Annotated in this window: 16 protein-coding genes; 5 read left to right on the top strand and 11 right to left on the bottom strand. The window is 42.6% G+C overall.

Annotated features, from left to right (window positions below; all coding sequences use genetic code 11):
• Positions 1 to 45: 45 nt before the first annotated feature.
• The 9 genes from WAA86_RS01100 to WAA86_RS01060 all read right to left on the bottom strand — a co-directional run bounded on the left by WAA86_RS01100 (position 46) and on the right by WAA86_RS01060 (position 9,491).
• Positions 46 to 354 carry a hypothetical protein gene (locus WAA86_RS01100; protein WP_337299122.1) on the bottom strand — a complete coding sequence of 103 codons (309 nt, stop codon included), beginning with the start codon at positions 352 to 354 and terminating at the stop codon, positions 46 to 48.
• Positions 355 to 405: 51 nt separating this feature from the next.
• Entirely contained in the window at positions 406 to 1,164 is a 759-nt protein-coding gene (locus tag WAA86_RS01095; RefSeq protein WP_337299121.1) for a tetratricopeptide repeat protein, read from the bottom strand.
• A 3-nt stretch (positions 1,165 to 1,167) separates the two neighbouring features.
• Entirely contained in the window at positions 1,168 to 2,955 is a 1,788-nt protein-coding gene (locus WAA86_RS01090; RefSeq protein ID WP_337299120.1) for a BatD family protein, read from the bottom strand.
• Positions 2,955 to 3,851 (bottom strand): tetratricopeptide repeat protein, encoded by an 897-nt coding sequence (locus WAA86_RS01085; RefSeq protein WP_337299119.1) that lies wholly within the window; start codon positions 3,849 to 3,851, stop codon positions 2,955 to 2,957. The genes WAA86_RS01090 and WAA86_RS01085 overlap by 1 nt, the downstream gene beginning before the upstream one ends.
• A complete protein-coding gene (locus WAA86_RS01080; RefSeq protein WP_337299118.1) occupies positions 3,832 to 4,878 on the bottom strand; it encodes a VWA domain-containing protein in 1,047 nt (348 codons plus the stop codon). Before WAA86_RS01080 ends, WAA86_RS01085 begins: the two co-directional genes overlap by 20 nt.
• 2 nt (positions 4,879 to 4,880) lie before the next feature.
• Entirely contained in the window at positions 4,881 to 5,879 is a 999-nt protein-coding gene (locus WAA86_RS01075; protein ID WP_337299117.1) for a vWA domain-containing protein, read from the bottom strand.
• Complete coding sequence (locus WAA86_RS01070) at positions 5,879 to 7,540, bottom strand: BatD family protein (RefSeq protein ID WP_337299116.1); 1,662 nt, start codon at positions 7,538 to 7,540, stop codon at positions 5,879 to 5,881. Before WAA86_RS01070 ends, WAA86_RS01075 begins: the two co-directional genes overlap by 1 nt.
• A gap of 5 nt (positions 7,541 to 7,545) precedes the next feature.
• A complete protein-coding gene (locus WAA86_RS01065; RefSeq protein ID WP_337299115.1) occupies positions 7,546 to 8,412 on the bottom strand; it encodes a DUF58 domain-containing protein in 867 nt (288 codons plus the stop codon).
• Positions 8,413 to 8,489: 77 nt separating this feature from the next.
• Entirely contained in the window at positions 8,490 to 9,491 is a 1,002-nt protein-coding gene (locus tag WAA86_RS01060) for an AAA family ATPase (protein ID WP_337299114.1), read from the bottom strand.
• A gap of 158 nt (positions 9,492 to 9,649) precedes the next feature.
• Between WAA86_RS01060 and WAA86_RS01055 the strand changes: the two genes are divergently transcribed.
• The 3 genes from WAA86_RS01055 to WAA86_RS01045 are packed head-to-tail and all read left to right on the top strand — an operon-like array spanning position 9,650 to position 12,476.
• On the top strand, positions 9,650 to 10,525 hold the full coding sequence (locus WAA86_RS01055; protein WP_337299113.1) for an aldo/keto reductase: 876 nt from the start codon (positions 9,650 to 9,652) through the stop codon (positions 10,523 to 10,525).
• A gap of 56 nt (positions 10,526 to 10,581) precedes the next feature.
• Positions 10,582 to 11,343: an SDR family NAD(P)-dependent oxidoreductase gene (locus tag WAA86_RS01050; protein WP_337299112.1), complete on the top strand. Its 762-nt coding sequence runs from the start codon at positions 10,582 to 10,584 to the stop codon at positions 11,341 to 11,343.
• Positions 11,340 to 12,476, top strand: coding sequence for an ATP-binding protein (locus tag WAA86_RS01045; RefSeq protein WP_337299111.1), 1,137 nt, complete (start codon positions 11,340 to 11,342; stop codon positions 12,474 to 12,476). The genes WAA86_RS01050 and WAA86_RS01045 overlap by 4 nt, the downstream gene beginning before the upstream one ends.
• On the opposite strand, the gene WAA86_RS01040 is transcribed toward WAA86_RS01045, so the two are convergent.
• Together WAA86_RS01040 and WAA86_RS01035 are read right to left on the bottom strand one after the other, a co-directional pair.
• On the bottom strand, positions 12,473 to 14,413 hold the full coding sequence (locus tag WAA86_RS01040; protein ID WP_337299110.1) for an alpha-amylase family protein: 1,941 nt from the start codon (positions 14,411 to 14,413) through the stop codon (positions 12,473 to 12,475). The genes WAA86_RS01045 and WAA86_RS01040 overlap by 4 nt on opposite strands.
• A 1-nt stretch (position 14,414) precedes the next feature.
• On the bottom strand, positions 14,415 to 15,359 hold the full coding sequence (locus WAA86_RS01035; protein ID WP_337299109.1) for a carbohydrate kinase family protein: 945 nt from the start codon (positions 15,357 to 15,359) through the stop codon (positions 14,415 to 14,417).
• Positions 15,360 to 15,606: 247 nt separating this feature from the next.
• Here WAA86_RS01035 and WAA86_RS01030 point away from each other — a divergent pair, with 247 nt between their 5' ends.
• Positions 15,607 to 16,332 (top strand): metallophosphoesterase, encoded by a 726-nt coding sequence (locus WAA86_RS01030; protein ID WP_337299108.1) that lies wholly within the window; start codon positions 15,607 to 15,609, stop codon positions 16,330 to 16,332.
• A 61-nt stretch (positions 16,333 to 16,393) separates the two neighbouring features.
• Positions 16,394 to 17,389 (top strand): acyl-ACP desaturase, encoded by a 996-nt coding sequence (locus WAA86_RS01025; protein WP_337299107.1) that lies wholly within the window; start codon positions 16,394 to 16,396, stop codon positions 17,387 to 17,389.
• The last annotated feature ends 6 nt before the right edge of the window (positions 17,390 to 17,395 follow it).

Here is a 17,395-nt window from a genome sequence, read left to right as displayed (position 1 = left end):
AATGATTATTGAAGATGGTTAGGTAAATAAAAAATAAACGGGTAATTAAACGTACTGTTCTGGAGGGGGAAGGACTATTTGCCTAATGCAATCAGAAAAACCCAATGTGTAAGTGTCAACCTTGTGAGGTTCGTTTAAACCGCAAAGGAAAACAAAGTCTATAGAGCTATCTGATATGATTTTTTCCTCTTCATTGTTTTTTTTGCCTTGTTGTTCTTTGTGTTCCTCTTCATTCAAATTATTGGTAACAAGAGGTTTTCCGTCATCAAAAATGGTGACGATTGGTTGCCCCAGACAAGTGAATAGCCAAAGAGCCAACATGGTAATATGAATAATGTATCTTTTTTGAGCCATACCTTTGAACACAAATATAAAAGTATCAAACCCATACTCCGTTAAAAATAGTTAAAAATCTTTCAATAATTTAATGTCCTGTGAAGGGAGCCAGCCTGTTTTTCCATCGGCAAGTCTAATTTTGTTCCAATCACTCAGGGTATCCAGGACGAAGACTTTGGTGCCTTCGTGGATCCTAAAAGTTTCTTGACTTCTAGAATTGGGTTCAGATTTTACGACTACCTCATTTTCAAAGACTATGGCGGGCTGTTCAGATTTGTAATTGGCATATTCAGTGTAGGCTATGAGCACTGCGAGCAGGGAAACCACCAGGGAAATAATGCTCCCAATAAAGGCAATTCTCTTTTGGGACGAATAAGTGAGAAAATAGTAGCCTAGGTATCCCAGCACAAAAAGCAACATGAATATTATGGCTGTATAGGCCCATTGGTCATAAGACATAAAACCTGTGATGTTGCTTAAAATACGTCCAACACCTGTTTCTGGCATTTGTTCAATAGCATCCAAGGTCATATTTCTGGCGAAGCCCAAATTATTCTTGACCTCCTGATCTGAAGGGTCCAGTAATAAGGATTTCTCGTAATAGTAAATGCTTGGTGCAATTTTGTTCAGTTTGTAATAGGTATTGCCCAAATTGAAGTATACCGCCGCAGAGTGTTCGCCATTTTCAATAATTTTCTTGTAGTTTTCTATGGCTTGGTTGTACTTACCTTCGTTGTAGGCTTGGGTTGCCTGGTCAAACAGTTGCTCGTTTTGGGCCGTCCCCCAAAAAGAAATCATTGTGATAATCAGAAAAATAATCTTTCTCATGGCTTATAACTGTTTATCCATTTGTGATATAACCTCACTGGCCCGATTGTAATCTTCCTGCATTTGAACATCTGAAAATGGACTATAGCGTGCCAGCTCACAATTCTTCAAAAGGGAAATAAAATCCTCAATAGAACTTTGTTCAATCTGTTTTTCTGCCAATAGGGCCTCGATCTTGTCCTTGCTGAATTCGGAGGTCTCAATTTTTAATTTAGCCTTCAGGTAATTGTGAAGTGCTTTTTCAAGTGCGATGTAAAATGCATCCTTGTTGCCCAAGGTCTTCTTTGCCGCCGACAAATACTTTCTTGCCAGTCTATTTGCTTTTTTAATCCTATTGCCTGCGTGGTCACTGGCAATAGCCTCCCGTTTTTTGCCAAAAATAATGGCCATGGGAATCAACAAAATGGGTAGCAGGAGCCAAAGAAAGAATGAGGGGGAACCAAAAAAGGACTTGGAGCTCAAAGCTTTTAGCCCTGGTTTCGTTTTGATGAAATTAAACTGGTCACCGGTCAGTTCAACGTTTTTCTGGTTGCTGTAGTTGCTGGTAACCCCGGTAGTTCCCGAACCGCTATTTGGTCCGTCCACCACATTGATCATAATTTCGGAAGAATTCAAGGTCCTGTATTTTTCCGTTTTGGGATCAAAGTAACTGAATGATATCCCTGGGATGGGATATTTGCCTTTAAATGATGGGACAATCGTGTAATTGTTGCTCACCGTTCCCTCCATCCCCTCTGTGGTTGTACGGACCTCTTCATTGAACTCGGGCTCGTAAACTTCTAGGGCGCTCGGAAGGACCAGTTCGGGCAATTGGAATAATTTCAAATTTCCCTTTCCGCTGACCTGTACCTTGGCCTGGAGAGATTCTGAGGCATTCAATTGGTTTTTTGTAGTGGTCACGGAGAAATTGAAATCGCCCACGGCCCCACTAAAATTCTCCGGTTTCCCTTCGGAAGGAAGCTCTTTTACATTAATATTCCGCTGACCTGCAGATACGGTAATGTTGGTCGAAGTGTATATCTTACCTCCAAAAAAGTCGCGTTTGTTGGTAGGCACGTCCACGGTTACTTCCAGTGACAGGGGCTCTATTTCCAATTCTCCGGTCTTTTGTGGATATAGTACCACCCGTTTGAGAATCACATACCGGTACGATTTCCCCTCATAGACACCATTTTGGACCGAGTATTTTGTAACGGGCATATCTTGGCTCCAAAAGTTGTTATATTTCGGATTGTCCAAAGCCCTAAAGTTCGAAACGTTGATGGATGGGCTGACAAAAAGCTTGTAAACCACACTGATGGCTTCATTTAAATAAGGCCCCGTTTTGGAAACTTCGGCCACCAAATGCAGATTGTCATCGGCTACGGCATCGGCACTGGCCTCTTCTCCTGGCCTTTCCACCGCTGCCGTTACCTCTACTTCTTGTGGTAGGGACTTGTAGGTCCTGCCATCTATGACAATGGTAGCTTGGTTGATGGTAAATTTGCCCCTTGCTGTGGGCATAAGCACATAGGAGTACGTTTTGGAATAGCTGCGCACCCCATTGACCCATGACGAGCTGATGGATTGTGACGGACCCATAACAACATTGAACCCTTCAAAATTGGGAGGGTTGAAATTATCACCATCCTTGTTCATGGAGAAATCTATCCTGAGCCGCTCATTGATACCCAGTTTGTTTTTGCTCAGGGTGGCCTCAAATATTATGGCGTCGGAATCCTGTGCCCCAGCTGTAAAGGCAAAAAACAAAAGTGCGGCAAGGGCCACAATATGTTTAACAGTTACGTGCATTACCAATCTTTTTCATTTTTTACTTTAACACCTTTTGCCTTTTGAGCATCTATTTTTTCTTTCACCTTTTTTTCTTCGTTCTGCATGGCTTCCAAAAGGTTCTTCACTTGTTGGGGAGATAGTTGGTTGGGGCGTGGTTGTTGCTGTTCGTTTTGACCACTTGGTTCTTTTCCCTGTCCAGGCTTGTTTTGGTCATCCTGCTTTTTATCGCCCTCACCTTTTTTGTCTTCTTCTTTCTTCTGGTCCCCTTTGTCTCCTTCGTCTCCTTTGTCCTTGTTTTTATCGTCTTTTTGGTCCCCTTTATTGTCCTTGTTGTTTTCCCCGTCTTTTTTCTCGTCCTGGTTCTTATCTTTTTTGTCCTCTTCCTCTTTCTTATCCTGATTTTTATCGTTCTTCTTGTTTTCGTCCTGTTGTTTTTTCAACATTTCTTTTGCCAGGGCAAGGTTATAACGGGTCTCTTCGTCACTGGGATTGTTTCTCAAGGCTTGCTTGTAGGCTTCAACGGCCTTCTCGTATTCCTTGCTTTTCATGAATACATTCCCCATATTGTGATAAGCGCTATGCTTTTCTTTTTTATCCGTTGCCATTTCGCCTGCTTGCTTAAATCTTACAAAGGCTTCATTATAAGTTTCCTTTTCGTAATAGGCATTCCCCAAATTATAGGGAGCCACGGCATTTGCATCACTTTTGGCAATAGCTTTTCGGTAATTGGCTTCGGCTTGGACAAAATCATTTTGGGATAGTTCCTTGTTCGCCTCCCAAGTCAAATTTTTGGAGGTGCGAAGCGCTTTGTTCTTTTCTTTGTCCTGTTCTTTATCAGTGGCTTGGCCATAAGTGTAGGCTCCCATGATCAGGGTCAGTATGGTAATTGTTATCCTAAGCATCCTCTTTCTCATTAAATAAATTCAATTTTTTGAGCCATTTTGTTTTCCTTTCCAGAAGGAATATATCCAAGAACAGGAACAGGAGGCCTATTCCCAAAAACCATTGGAATTGATCTTTGTACTCTGCAAATTGCTTGGCTTCAAATTCTGTTTTGTCTATTTGATTCAGCTGTTCTTTTATAAATTCTACGGCCTCATCGGTATTGGCGCCGTTAATATACTCTCCATTTCCTTCGCCTGCAATCTCCTGCAGGATATCTTCATTCAGCTTGGTTATGACCACCTCCCCCTGAGCGTCCTTTTTCAAGCTCTGTACCACACCATTCCTTTTGATGGGGATTGGCCCTCCTTTGACTTGGCCTACCCCAATGGTAAATATACGAATGCCTTTATCTACAGCCGATTCTACGGCATCCAAGGTTATTCCCTCAGAATGGTCCTCTCCGTCGGATATAATGAACAATACCCTATTGGTCTGTTGTTCATCGTCATAATAGGAGGTTGCCAGATCAATGGCCTCATTGATGGCTGTCCCTTGGGAGGAGAGCATATCGGTATTCATGCTTTGAAGAAACATTTTTGCCGCTCCATAGTCTGTGGTGATCGGTAATTGTGGAAACGCTTGTCCGGCATAGGCAATGATTCCAATGCGGTCACTTCCCAATTGGTTGATGATCTCGGATACCAAGCGCTTGGCCTTCTCAAGCCTATTGGGAGCTATGTCCTCGGCCAACATACTTTTGGAAACGTCCAATGCAAAAACGATGTCCACACCCTCCCTTTTTACCGTTTCCAATTTGGTTCCTATCTTTGGGTTCACAAGTCCCAAAATTAGAAAGGAGAGTCCCAGTAACAGCAATATGAACTTTAGGGTCGACTTGAAACTCGATTTATTGGGGGTCAATCTTTTTAAAAGTGCTTGATCCGCAAATTTCCGTTGTGTCCTCTTTTTCCAAATTTGTAGGGCCACAAACATGACGATCATCACCGGAATGATGAGCAACAGATAAAAATATATTTTTTCGTCTAACTGGACCATAACTATATAAAACTCCTAAAAATTGTATTTCTCAATATCCATTCGAATAGCAGTAAAAAACCTGCCAACAGTACGAATGACCTAAATTTCTCTTCGTATTTATAATATTTGAACTCCTCTACTTCGGTCTTTTCCAATTTATTTATTTCCTCATATATGGCTTCCAACTTGGTATTGTTGGTTGCCCGGAAATATTGACCTCCTGTGGCATCGGCGATTTCCTCCAACAGTTTTTCGTCTATTTCCACCTGCCTCATGCCATATCTAAAGGTCCCGTCGGGATTGTAGGCAATTGGGGAAAGGGCATTTCCATTGGTCCCCAATCCTATGGTGTAGGTCTTCAAACCAAACTCCACGGCAAGTTCCGCAGCAGTTTGCGGCTCTATAAACCCTGAGTTGTTGACACCATCAGTCAAAAGAATGATGATCTTGCTCTTGGCCTTGCTTTCCTTTAACCTATTGACCGAAGTGGCCAAGCCCATTCCAATGGCGGTTCCGTCATTGAGCTGTCCGTAGGTGATGTCCCTCAGGGCGTTCAGGACAATAGTCTTGTCACTGGTTATTGGAGTCTGGGTAAAACTTTCCCCGGCGTATACCACCAAACCTATTCGGTCATTAGGGCGTTTTCGAATAAAATCTGCTGCTACCTCCTTAAGGGCGGACAACCTATTGGGCTTTAGGTCCCGGGCCAACATACTTGATGATACGTCAATCGCCATAACGATATCTATCCCCTTGGTCGTTTTGGTTCTGGAGGAGATGTCTTCGGTCTGTGGCCTTGCCAAGGCCGTGATAATGGCAGCCAATGCCAATAAGCGCAATCCGAAAAGCACGGGTTTCATTTTGGCCAGAAAATTGTCCGTTGAGAATCCTTTGATACTCGATATTTTTAGGGAGGCCGTTTCATCTTTCCGTTTCAAGAAATACCACACTCCCGCTACTGGCAGCAATAATAGCAACCAGAAGAATTGAGGGTTCGAAAATTGTATATTCTCTAACATTAAGCTCCTGTTTTAACTTCTATGGAATGAGTGATCCTATCCACAATTTTTTCTGCATATGGGTCATCTTCCAACCAATTCAGAATAATCTGCTGTTGGAAACCTTTCCCGCCAAAAATAATAATGGCGTACTGTCCATTTACCTCCTTACTTGATTGGGGTAGGGTGAACTTGCCACTTCCGTACACCTTAACGCCCAGTGTTCCGGATATGGTCCTGAATTCTTCTTGCTTGGTCGTTATATTTTTGGCCCCTTTGGCTTCAAAGCTCTTGAGTACCTGTTCCACGGAATTCTGAAAATCTGGCTCCGTGTCCTGGGAAGAAAAGGTCGTAGAACTCACACCTATGGAAAACATGGCATCCGGGTCACTAAAGGCAAAAGCCTGTGCCTCCTTAACGGTTGCCTTTACCTCGGGAGGCAATTTTAAGTCCTGTCTTATCAAAACATTGGGAGTTTCCAGGCTGATAGGGGGATAGCCATAGGTACTGTTAAGCCAATCCCCTTCCAATAATTCTTTGGTAGGGTGGCCCATTACGGTATCCTTCACAGGTGTCCAGCCATAATATGCAATGGCCAAGAGCGTCGATAGAAAAATTATACCAACGGTCACGGCAGCCGCCATGGTCCATTTTTTTCTTTGTTTTTTTCTGGAAATCTCTTCCAAATATTCTTCATCCTGCATGAGATCTTCTTCATCCGGTTCCGGTAGGGCTTCCTTGGTTTTGATCACAATTTGTTCGATGACTTTCCGGTCCTGTTCGGCCACCGAGGTTTCCGGTTTCGATTTCGCGAATTTTACCAAATCCGCCGTTTGCAGCACTTTTTTGAACTGATCTATGGTTTCGTCGTCCAATTTCAGTTCCCCCGCATCTTTCATCAGTTCCAGTTTCTCTATCAACTGGTCGGTTGTACTTTCCAAAGCGGATACGTGAACGTCTTCCTCCAAATAGGACCTAACAATGTCTGTCAATTCCGAGTAATACTGTTTGTACTCGTCCTGAATGATATATTTGGAATTTTCCAATCGCTTCAATTCTAGGAGCGCACGATCGAAAGGGGGAAGAAGGGCTACTTTTTCCTCTTCGGTAAGCGGTTTTTTTCTGATCAGAAACCAATACACCAAACCACCTAAGATCAATAATCCCAACAATATCCACAAGGCATTTTTCCAAAGATCAATATTGCTTTTTTCTACTTCAAGCAAGGGCTTGATGTCGTACATCTTTTGAGCCAAGGTGTCCACAGGAACGTTGGCAACCGCTATGGTTACGGAATCCGTAAAATAATTCTTTCCGTCGATCACAACTTGCTGCCTTGGAATGGTGTAGGCGCCAGAATCGAACTGGGTTAGTGCATAAATTTTCTGGAGGGTCATCCTGTCCAATTTGCGCACGGTATCGGACATTATGGCTTCCACCATTTCCAAAGGAGAAAAAGTCTGGCCTTCTGGAAATACTATTTGGGCCGTGGAGTCTGCTTCCACCTTAATTGTATAGGTTACCTGTTCTCCAATTTTAATGCTGTTGACATCAATTTCTGAAGCTACGGAGGGAGTGGATTGGGAAAATGCCATTCCACCCAGGAACAGTGCTATTGCCAGGCAAAATTTTGAGGCCATGCCCTTGTACAATGAAGTTATTTTTAATCTATTGTTTTCCATTCGTATTATCCCCTTCGCTTAAAATAGCCCAATAATTTCTTCACATAGCTCTCATCTACCCTACAGCTCAGTACCCCACAGCCCGATTTGGTAAAGACATCTTCAAAATATCGGACACGTTCTTGATGGAACTTCCCGTAGGCCATTCTCACGCTTTTGGATTTGGTGTTTATAAGTCTAATTTCCCCTGTCTCGGCGTCCTGCATTTGCACCATGCCCAAATTGGGAATGGTTTCTTCCTTTTCGTCATACACACGGATCCCCGTTACATCGTGTTTTTTTCCTGTGATACGGATAGTCTGCTGATAATCTTCATCTATAAAATCCGAAAGCATAAATACAATGGCTTTCTTTTTCATGACGTTTGTCAAGAATTTTAGGGCCGCTGCTATATTGGTCTTGTTGCTCTTTGGCTGAAATTCCAAAAGCTCCCTGATGATCCTTAGAACGTGAGTCTTTCCCTTTTTGGGAGGGATGAACAACTCTATGTCATCAGAAAAAAGGATCAAACCCACCTTATCGTTGTTTTGGAGGGCGGAAAAGGCCAAGGTGGCCGAAATTTCTGTAACTACTTCTTTTTTGAATTGATTGGTGGTACCAAAAAGCTCTGATCCGCTGACATCCACCATGAGCATCATGGTAAGTTCCCGCTCCTCTTCAAAAACTTTTACAAAAGGTTCGTTATATCGCGCGGTAACGTTCCAATCAATGGAACGGACATCATCTCCAAACTGATACTGCCTGACCTCGCTGAACGTCATTCCCCTCCCTTTGAAAGTAGAGTGGTATTCCCCTCCGAAGATATGATCGGAGAGACGCCGGGTCTTTATCTCAATTTTTCGAACTTTTTTGAGTAATTCTTTAGTATCCATTGGCCTAATTAGGGTTTTGTCCAAAAGATGGACGGTTCCAGTTTACAGTTTAAGAACAAGAAACTTGGAACAAGGCGCTAAGGCACTTCTATCTCATTTACTATTTTGTTGATGATGTCAACAGAAGTGACATTTTCTGCTTCTGCCTCATAGGTAATACCAATTCTGTGCCTAAGTACATCGTGAACAACAGCTCTCACGTCTTCCGGGACAACATATCCTCTTCTCTTTATAAAGGCGTAACATTTGGCGGCACTTGCCAAATTGATACTACCTCGGGGAGATGCCCCAAAACTAATGAGTGGTTTTAGGTCTTTTAAGTTGTATTTTTCCGGGTAACGGGTCGCAAAAATGATATCCAGAATATATTTTTCTATTTTCTCGTCCATGTACACCTCGCGAACTGCTTTTTGTGCACTTAATATCTGTTCCAAGGAAACTACTGGGTTGACTTTTTCAAAACCACCTTGTAGGTTTTGGCGCATGATCAACTGTTCCTCTTTTATTTTCGGGTAATCAATAACCGTCTTCAACATAAAACGGTCCACCTGGGCTTCGGGAAGTGGATAAGTTCCCTCTTGTTCCACAGGATTTTGGGTAGCCATCACCAAGAAGGGTCTGTCCAGGATAAAAGTCTCGTCCCCAATGGTCACCTGCTTTTCCTGCATGGCCTCCAATAGGGCAGATTGCACTTTTGCAGGGGCCCTGTTTATCTCATCGGCCAAAACAAAATTGGCAAAAATTGGACCTTTTTTAATTGAAAAATCGTTGACCTTCATATTGTATATCATGGTACCAACCACATCGGCTGGCAAGAGGTCTGGGGTAAACTGTATTCGGCTAAAGCTGCCGTGCACGGCTTTTGATAGGGTGTTTATGGCCAATGTCTTGGCTAGTCCTGGAACACCTTCCAGTAAGATATGTCCCTGGCCCAAAAGTCCAATGAGCAATCTTTCTACCATGTATTTTTGACCGACGATGACCTTGTTCATCTCCAGCATTAAAAGGTCTATAAAAGCGCTTTCCTTTGCAATCTTCTCATTTACAGCGCTGATATCAACAGTCGTATTTTCTTCCATAAAACATTTTAATTAAAACCCTGACAATAATACTCTTAAATTCTCATGCAAATTGAAGATTTATTTATTTAATGGTTGTTAATGATTGGTTAAAAGTTGCGCAAACCCCTTATTTTTATGAAGTATTTAAGGGATTTATTTTCTATTTTCACCAACCTATGGAAAAATCTACGAATTATTCAAAAATCATAGCAGGGACTATGACTTGGGGAAGTTGGGGAAAGCAGCTGACCACTGGGGAAATGATCGATTTGATGCAGCACTGTCTGGACATTGGGATATCTACTTTCGACCATGCAGACATTTATGGCGATTATACCAACGAAATAGAGTTTGGCAATGCACTGGGTAAAAGCAACATTGACAGAACAAGCATACAGCTGATCAGTAAATGCGGGATTCAACACACCGGGAAAACAAGGGGCAATAAGATAAAACACTACAATTATTCCAAAGAATATATAGTTTGGTCAGCCGAGCAATCCCTAAAGAAGCTAAAGACCGATTATCTGGATCTTTTTTTGTTGCATAGGCCAAGTCCCTTAATGCAGCCGGAGGAGGTTGCAGAAGCTATTGGACAATTGCGCAAAGATGGAAAAATAAAGGATTTTGGGGTCTCCAATTTTACACCCTCGCAAATAGCCTTGTTGGAAACAGCCATTCCGGTAATGGGCAATCAGGTAGAATTTTCTTTGACCGCCAATAAGGTCATGTACGACGGAACTTTGGACGATATTTTGGCCAACAAGCGTTTTGGAATGGCATGGAGCCCATTAGGGTCCTATTTTAAAGGGGAAGGTGATCAGAAACAAAGGATCAAAAAAGTCTTTGAACCATTTAGCGCGAAATATGATGCAGACGCAAGTCAATTGCTCTTGGCGTGGTTGATGCACCATCCTGCAAAAATTCATCCGGTAGTGGGTACATCCAATACAAGTAGATTGAAAGATGCTGTTGCGGCTACCGACATACACTTGGAGTTGGAAGATTGGTTCGAATTATTGGAGGCAAGCCAAGGACACGTTGTGCCATAAATTTTATAAAGATAGGCAGTAGGGAAGACCGGACAAGAATATTTTGAATACAGATTATGGGATCTAAAACAGCATTGATAACTGGGGCAACCAGTGGAATTGGAAAGGCGACCGCACAAATTTTTGCGGCAAACAAGATCAACCTGATTCTTTGTGGACGAAGACAGGACAGACTTGAGGCTTTACACAAAGAACTGGGGGCACAGACCAAGGTGCATATCTTAAATTTTGATGTCCGCGATAAGGAGGCTGTATCCTCGGCCATGGAATCATTGCCAGAGGAATTTGCGCAAATAGATATTTTGATCAACAATGCCGGGAATGCGCACGGGTTGGAACCCATCAACGATGGGAACCTGGAGGATTGGGATGCCATGATGGATATCAATGTGAAGGGACTCTTGTATGTTTCCAAGGCAATTATCCCGAAAATGGTCGCCAAGAAATCCGGGCATATCATCAATATTGGTTCCACGGCGGGCAAAGAGGTGTACCCGAAGGGCAATGTGTATTGTGCCAGCAAGCATGCCGTAGATGCCATCAACCAAGGAATGCGTATGGATCTAAACCCATATGGCATACGGGTGGGGGCAGTGAATCCCGGCTTGGTAGAGACAGAATTCAGTAATGTTCGTTTTAAAGGTGATGAAACAAGGGCCAAGACCGTTTACAAGGGATATCAGCCATTAAGGCCGGAAGACATAGCGGATATCATCCACTTTGTGGTCACCAGGCCGTACCATGTAAACATTGCCGATCTGATCGTGATGCCCACAGCCCAGGCTAGTAGTACAATTATCAATAAAAAAGAGGCATGATCAATAAACGCTTATTGGTAAAAAATCTTCTCGCCCATAATGACGAGAACAGCTTTTACGATAAAAAGCGTTTTATAGACATAGGGCAAAGGGAGGGCAAAGGCAAATTTTTGAAACATGTCTGTGCCCTGGCCAACAGCAATCCTGCAAACAATTCCTTTATTGTTATTGGAGTGGAGGATGAGGACAACAAGATTGTGGGGGTCGACTTCTTTGATGACAGTAAGATTCAAAATCTGGTGAACGCCTATTTGGATAACCCCCCGCTGATCTCCTACGAAAATATACCCTTCCCACACTTACCGGAAGGGAAAGTGGTAGGTCTGGTCACCATAAAATCCAACGGCAAGGTCTGTGCGCTGAGAAAAAATATCTGGAAATACTACGGGGGCTCTGTTTTCTTTAGAGAGGGCAGTATAAGCATGCCCAAAGCGTTTGATGTGCACCTTCGGGACATCAATTCGGAAACCGTGGCCACCTTGGAGCTTCATGCCAGAAACAATATTGAGTTCACCCTGGCCGGTGTTATTGATTTTATCAACCATAGGCACAAGGATCTTAGCAGTAATTACAAAGTCTTTAAAGAACAATTTGTGGTCTGTTGGGCAGGAAACGAAAAAAGGGTAAATAATGAAACTTATTATTCACGGGTCGATGTGGAATTGATCAATGAACAGGTGAAATTGTTTTATTCCGCCTTGGATGAGATCACCATAACTTTTGATGAGCATTCATTTTCCACCATGGAGTATGTTCAATTGGGCCTGGGGTCCCAGCAAAAATATTACCCTTTGGAAAAAGTGGTCATAACTTTCTCGGAAAATGGGACCTACCAAATACAGAGCGATCTTATCTTTGAACCACCCCAGTACGACAAGAAAACATTGCACCATATTTTCAATGCCAACAATGCCCTCCTCCAAAAACTTCAGAAAAGGTTGGATCTGACCAATAGCGAAAAAACGGACCTCAAACAACTTCCGGCAACCTACCTTATTTGTTACCTCAATGGCTTTGAAGAAGCGAAGGAGCTGATGGAGGACGCCAGGCCATTGTTGAGGGAATACGACACCAAGGCGTACCTGTCCCTTAAAGAATCATTGCGTATTTTGAGAAAGGTTCGTTACAACTAATTGCGCACTATCCAATAAAATTCATTGGCGCCGATTTCCAAATGGTTGCTCTGAAAATGAATGGGTTGTTCGGTGACCAGATCCCCAATACCAGTTTCTTCTCCGTAGCCGACCCTTTCCATCCATGATTTCTCAACCCCATGTATATGGTCATCAAAATTACAAATGACCAAAAGGTTTTTATGATCTGCGGAAGTACGCTCATAGATCAAAAGGTGAGGGTTGTGATGCTGGTGCAAGATGAGGTTATTTTGATCTGCAAAAATGGGGTTGTTCTTGCGGATTCCTATCAATTTCCTCAAGGAATGGTAGATATGTGATTGAGGGGTGCTTCCTTTCTCTAAATGGGAAATGGCATCCCAATCCTGTTTTGGCCTGTTAACCCATCTGCTATCATCTTTTTTACTGTTCTCTTTTTGGTAGCTGTAATCGTTGAGGGTTCCAATTTCATCTCCGGCGTAGATCAAGGGCATGCCACCATAGGACAAAATGATGCTGTGCATGGTGATGATTTTTGCAATGGCTTGGGAAACCAGTTTTTCATCTTGCTGTTCCAAGCCTTTTTCAAGACCTAGCAAGGAGGCTGCACTTCCCGTTATCCTACCATCGCCATTTTTTGGATTGTACATGAACATAAGTCCCTTGGCAGGGGACCAATCCAGTTTCTGGCAGTAATAGTGCAGCAAAAATTTACGATGTTCCTTTGCGTCCCATCCAATGCTGTAAATGTCATTATCGTCAAACCCCAGGCCAATATCATCATGGCACCGGATATAATTGATCCAAGTGGCTTCCTTTGGTTTTTGCGGCAGGTATTGCAGGCTTTTATACAATAAAACCGTTTTTTTTGTTGCCATGGAATTCCACAACAGTGCCATCAGGGTCGCGTTGTAGGCTACTTCACATTCATTGCCCTTCATGTCGCCCTCCCCAAAATATTTGATGATCTGGGTGGGGGATACGATGGCCTCTGCCAATAATATAACCCCTGGGGCTACGGTCTGCAGGCACATACGGAATAACGCTATGAGCTGGTGGGCCTCCGGTAGATTCTGTGAATCGGTTCCCATTTTTTTCCAAAGAAATGCCAGCGCATCAAAGCGGACCACATCTACCCCCATATTTGTCAATTTCATGAGGTTGCCCAGCATTTCCAAAAAAACCTCCGGGTTGGCGTAATTGAGATCCCATTGATAGGAGTTGAAAACGGTCATTACCCATCGCTTCATATCGTGGTTATAGGTGAAGTTGCCTGGGTTTGTCTCCGGAAATACCTCGGGGAGCGTTTCTTCAAATTGATCTGGAATGGTCCTATCGGGAAAGGTGTAATAATACTCCTGATACTTTTTATCCCCTTTCATGGCCTTTTTGGCCCATTCAAATTCATCGGAAGTATGGTTCACTACAAAGTCCAACATGAGGTACATGTTCTTGGACCGCAGTTTTTTGGTCAGCGTCAAAAGATCTTCTTTGGTGCCGTATTTTTTGTCTACCTCATGGTAGCTGTTCACGGCATAACCCCCATCATTTTCTTCCTTAGGTCTTTTGGTAATGGGCATTAAATGAAGAAAATTCACCCCCAAATCTTCAAAATAACCAATTTTCTCAGACAGGCCTTTAATGTCCTTATTAAAGTGGTCTACATACAATTGCATCCCCATCATCTGTTCGGATTGGTACCAATTTCCGTTTTTCAATCTTTCCAGATCTATTTTTTTCAGATCCTCAGGCCTCTCTTGAAACAGTTGAGTCAAAAGCGACAATAATTTTTCAAAAGTAGCCGTATGTTCACTCTCCGGATAAAGGGAAAAAAAGAGGTTCTTGATCAAGGTTGAATTGGTGGCCAATCGAAGGTCGAACAATTCATTTGGACTTGTCGTTTTCTTTTTTTTCAATTGGTTTGTGGCCAATAACTGATGTAGTGATAACTGGTTCATTTTATTGCTGCAGTTGTTTCAGATTGGGCAAAGATTCAATGGCGCCATAGTTAGTGGTTGTTATGGCACCTGCTTTATTGGCGGTAAGTACCATTTTGCCCAAGAGTGTATCATCTTCTAAAATTGGTCGGAAATCCTCCAATGCAGCGATTTGCTGAAGGAGACAGCCAATAAAAGCATCTCCGGCCCCTGTAGTATCCACGGGAGTTACCTTGATGCTTTTGATATTCTGTTTTGTTTTTGATGTGCTCAGCAACGTGCCATCTCCGCCCAAGGTGATGGTTATGGCTTTGGCTCCAACATTGTGCAAATAATCACATGCTTCGTGCAGATCCTCCTTACCGGAAAGTAATTGAGCCTCTTCCTTGCTGAATTTGCACAGGTCAGCTTTTTCTATATAGTGAAGGCACTTTTCTACAAATACATTTTCTTTCCCTTTCCAGAGGTCCCCCCGGAAATTCGGGTCAAAGCATATAAAGGCACCTTGGGAAAGCGCATCAAAAAAATAGTGCTTGTAAGCATCTTCAAGATGGCCACCAAGTAGTGCTGTGGCGGCTCCTAGATGAATGATATTGTCTTTGAACTTTTTTCTATAGTCCGGATTGTACTGTAATTCCTTGTCTGCTCCCCTACTAAACATAAAATCCCTTTCCCCGTCTTCTGCCAGGGAAACAAAGGCCAAGGTTGTAAACGTTGAAGATCGCTGTGCCATGGATATATCCACACCGTGTTTTTCCAGAATATCCAATAAGAAAGTGCCAAAAGGATCCTTTCCCACACAGCCTATAAAAGAACTGTCACCGCCCAGTTTCGAAATTGCACAGGCAACATTGGCAGGGGCGCCTCCGGCTTTTTTGGTAAAATCTGTGGCTTTTGATAGATCGCTGCCCTGCTTTTCGGCAACGAAGTCGATCAACAATTCTCCTATGCAATATACCTTCTTCATAATAGCTAGTTGGTTTTGGTTCTCAAAGTAAACGCAAATCCTTTCCGATTCAAAATTTCGTGCTTAAATTAATGAATATCCCTTTTGGATGTTACTTTTTTAAAGGGATACTGACCCATTTGAATAAAATGGCAGGAATTTTAGGGTATTGTTCCAAATAGGTACCATGTTCAATTTCTTCCTTTTTATAGGATCATTTTATCTTGTTTTTAACGAATAACAATATTGTAATTGCGATTTTTGTAGCATGAGGACATTAGTAATTGGAGATATACATTCAGGATTAAAAGCATTGGTCCAAGTTTTGGAAAGGGCCAAGGTGACCCAAGACGATCATTTGGTTTTTTTGGGAGATTATATAGATGGTTGGAGCCAGGCCGTGGAGACCGTTAATTTCTTGATTGAATTAAAAGATTCCCACCAGTGCACCTTTCTGAGGGGGAATCACGATGAGTTGTGCTTTGAATGGCTGAGTCAGGGAAAAGACAATCCGTTGTGGTTCCAGCATGGGGGTAGGTCCACTACAGCGTCTTACGCTGAGGTTGATGAGGGTATTAAAAGGATTCATATGGACTTTTATAGAAATTTGGAGAATTTTCATCTGAACCCCCAAAACCAACTGTTTTTGCACGCAGGGTTCACCAATTTAAACGGCATAGAACACGAATATTTCTCCAAGACCTTTTATTGGGACCGTACACTTTGGGAATTGGCCCTGTCCCTCAATCCCAATCTGAATTCTGGGGATACATTATATCCCAAGCGACTTACCCATTATAGGGAAATTTTCATTGGTCATACACCTGTCACTAGAATAGGGAAAACTTTGCCCCATAGGGCGGCCAATGTATGGAATATTGATACCGGTGCAGCCTTCAAGGGGCCCCTCTCCATAATGGATGTGGATACCAAAGAATACTGGCAAAGTGAACCGGTGCATACATTTTATCCGGAAGAGACTGGTAGGAACTAAAATTAACGCCCTTTTATATGTCTTTTAAAATAATATTAGAGATATTTGTAAAAAAGAAATTATGTCCGCAAAAAACGTTAGAATAGAAGTGATGAGGGCCATTGAGAGCAAGGTAGATTCGTTTATCGATTCTTACCTTATTCCCATTGAAGAGATATGGCAGCCAACGGACTTTTTGCCGGACAACAAGAGTGATAAATTCTTGGATGATGTTACCCAATTAAGGGAAGAGGCCAAAGAATTGGGCTATGATTTTTGGGTAACCATGGTGGCAGATACCATCACTGAAGAAGCATTGCCAACCTATGAATCATGGTTGATGGATGTGGAAGGTATAGACCAGCACGGAGAAAATAAAAATGGATGGTCCAAATGGGTGCGTCATTGGACGGCCGAAGAAAACAGACATGGGGATGTCCTGAACAAGTACCTATACCTATCAGGTAGGGTAAATATGAGGGAGGTGGAGATCACTACCCAGCATCTTATAGCTGATGGCTTTGACATTGGAACCGACCGTGATCCCTACAAAAACTTTATCTATACCAGTTTTCAGGAACTTGCAACCAACATATCGCACAAAAGAGTAGGTCAAATGGCCAAGAAAAAGGGAAATCTTTTGCTTGGTAAGATGTGTACCATCATAGCAGGTGACGAAATGCGCCACCATTTGGCATATAGGGAATTTGTCAAGACCATTTTTGAGCATGATCCCAGTCAAATGATGTTGGCCTTCGCCGATATGATGAAAAAGAAGATTGTGATGCCCGCCCATTTTCTAAGGGAGTCCGGTGGATCCATAGGAACCGCATTTGAGAACTTCTCCAATTGTGCACAGCGATTGGGTGTTTACACGGCTCAGGATTATGTGGAGATTCTTAAAAAACTAAATGCCTACTGGGAATTGGATAACATTAGAAGCTTATCCGATGATGCTGAAAAAGCACGTGATTATTTGATGAAATTACCTGCCAGATTGGAACGGATTTCAGAAAGAATGAAATTCCCTGAAGATCAGTACCATTTTAAATGGGTTGAGGCAAACGGAACATTATAATAAAAA

Source organism: Sediminicola sp. 1XM1-17, assembly GCF_037203765.1.
Taxonomy (GTDB): Bacteria; Bacteroidota; Bacteroidia; order Flavobacteriales; family Flavobacteriaceae; genus Sediminicola.
Note: the sequence above shows the minus strand (reverse complement) of the source record. Positions and strands in the feature narration are given on the sequence as shown.

Excerpts from the sequence above, each read along its gene's own strand:
- WAA86_RS01060 (WP_337299114.1), bottom strand. The coding sequence starts at position 9,491 with ATGGAAGAAAATACGACTGTTGATATCAGCGCTGTAAATGAGAAGATT.
- WAA86_RS01090 (WP_337299120.1), bottom strand. The coding sequence starts at position 2,955 with ATGCACGTAACTGTTAAACATATTGTGGCCCTTGCCGCACTTTTGTTT.
- WAA86_RS01045 (WP_337299111.1), top strand. The coding sequence starts at position 11,340 with ATGATCAATAAACGCTTATTGGTAAAAAATCTTCTCGCCCATAATGAC.
- WAA86_RS01055 (WP_337299113.1), top strand. The coding sequence starts at position 9,650 with ATGGAAAAATCTACGAATTATTCAAAAATCATAGCAGGGACTATGACT.
- WAA86_RS01030 (WP_337299108.1), top strand. The coding sequence starts at position 15,607 with ATGAGGACATTAGTAATTGGAGATATACATTCAGGATTAAAAGCATTG.
- WAA86_RS01025 (WP_337299107.1), top strand. The coding sequence starts at position 16,394 with ATGTCCGCAAAAAACGTTAGAATAGAAGTGATGAGGGCCATTGAGAGC.
- WAA86_RS01035 (WP_337299109.1), bottom strand. The coding sequence starts at position 15,359 with ATGAAGAAGGTATATTGCATAGGAGAATTGTTGATCGACTTCGTTGCC.
- WAA86_RS01040 (WP_337299110.1), bottom strand. The coding sequence starts at position 14,413 with ATGAACCAGTTATCACTACATCAGTTATTGGCCACAAACCAATTGAAA.
- WAA86_RS01050 (WP_337299112.1), top strand. The coding sequence starts at position 10,582 with ATGGGATCTAAAACAGCATTGATAACTGGGGCAACCAGTGGAATTGGA.
- WAA86_RS01100 (WP_337299122.1), bottom strand. The coding sequence starts at position 354 with ATGGCTCAAAAAAGATACATTATTCATATTACCATGTTGGCTCTTTGG.
- WAA86_RS01065 (WP_337299115.1), bottom strand. The coding sequence starts at position 8,412 with ATGGATACTAAAGAATTACTCAAAAAAGTTCGAAAAATTGAGATAAAG.
- WAA86_RS01095 (WP_337299121.1), bottom strand. The coding sequence starts at position 1,164 with ATGAGAAAGATTATTTTTCTGATTATCACAATGATTTCTTTTTGGGGG.
- WAA86_RS01070 (WP_337299116.1), bottom strand. The coding sequence starts at position 7,540 with ATGGAAAACAATAGATTAAAAATAACTTCATTGTACAAGGGCATGGCC.
- WAA86_RS01075 (WP_337299117.1), bottom strand. The coding sequence starts at position 5,879 with ATGTTAGAGAATATACAATTTTCGAACCCTCAATTCTTCTGGTTGCTA.
- WAA86_RS01085 (WP_337299119.1), bottom strand. The coding sequence starts at position 3,851 with ATGAGAAAGAGGATGCTTAGGATAACAATTACCATACTGACCCTGATC.
- WAA86_RS01080 (WP_337299118.1), bottom strand. The coding sequence starts at position 4,878 with ATGGTCCAGTTAGACGAAAAAATATATTTTTATCTGTTGCTCATCATT.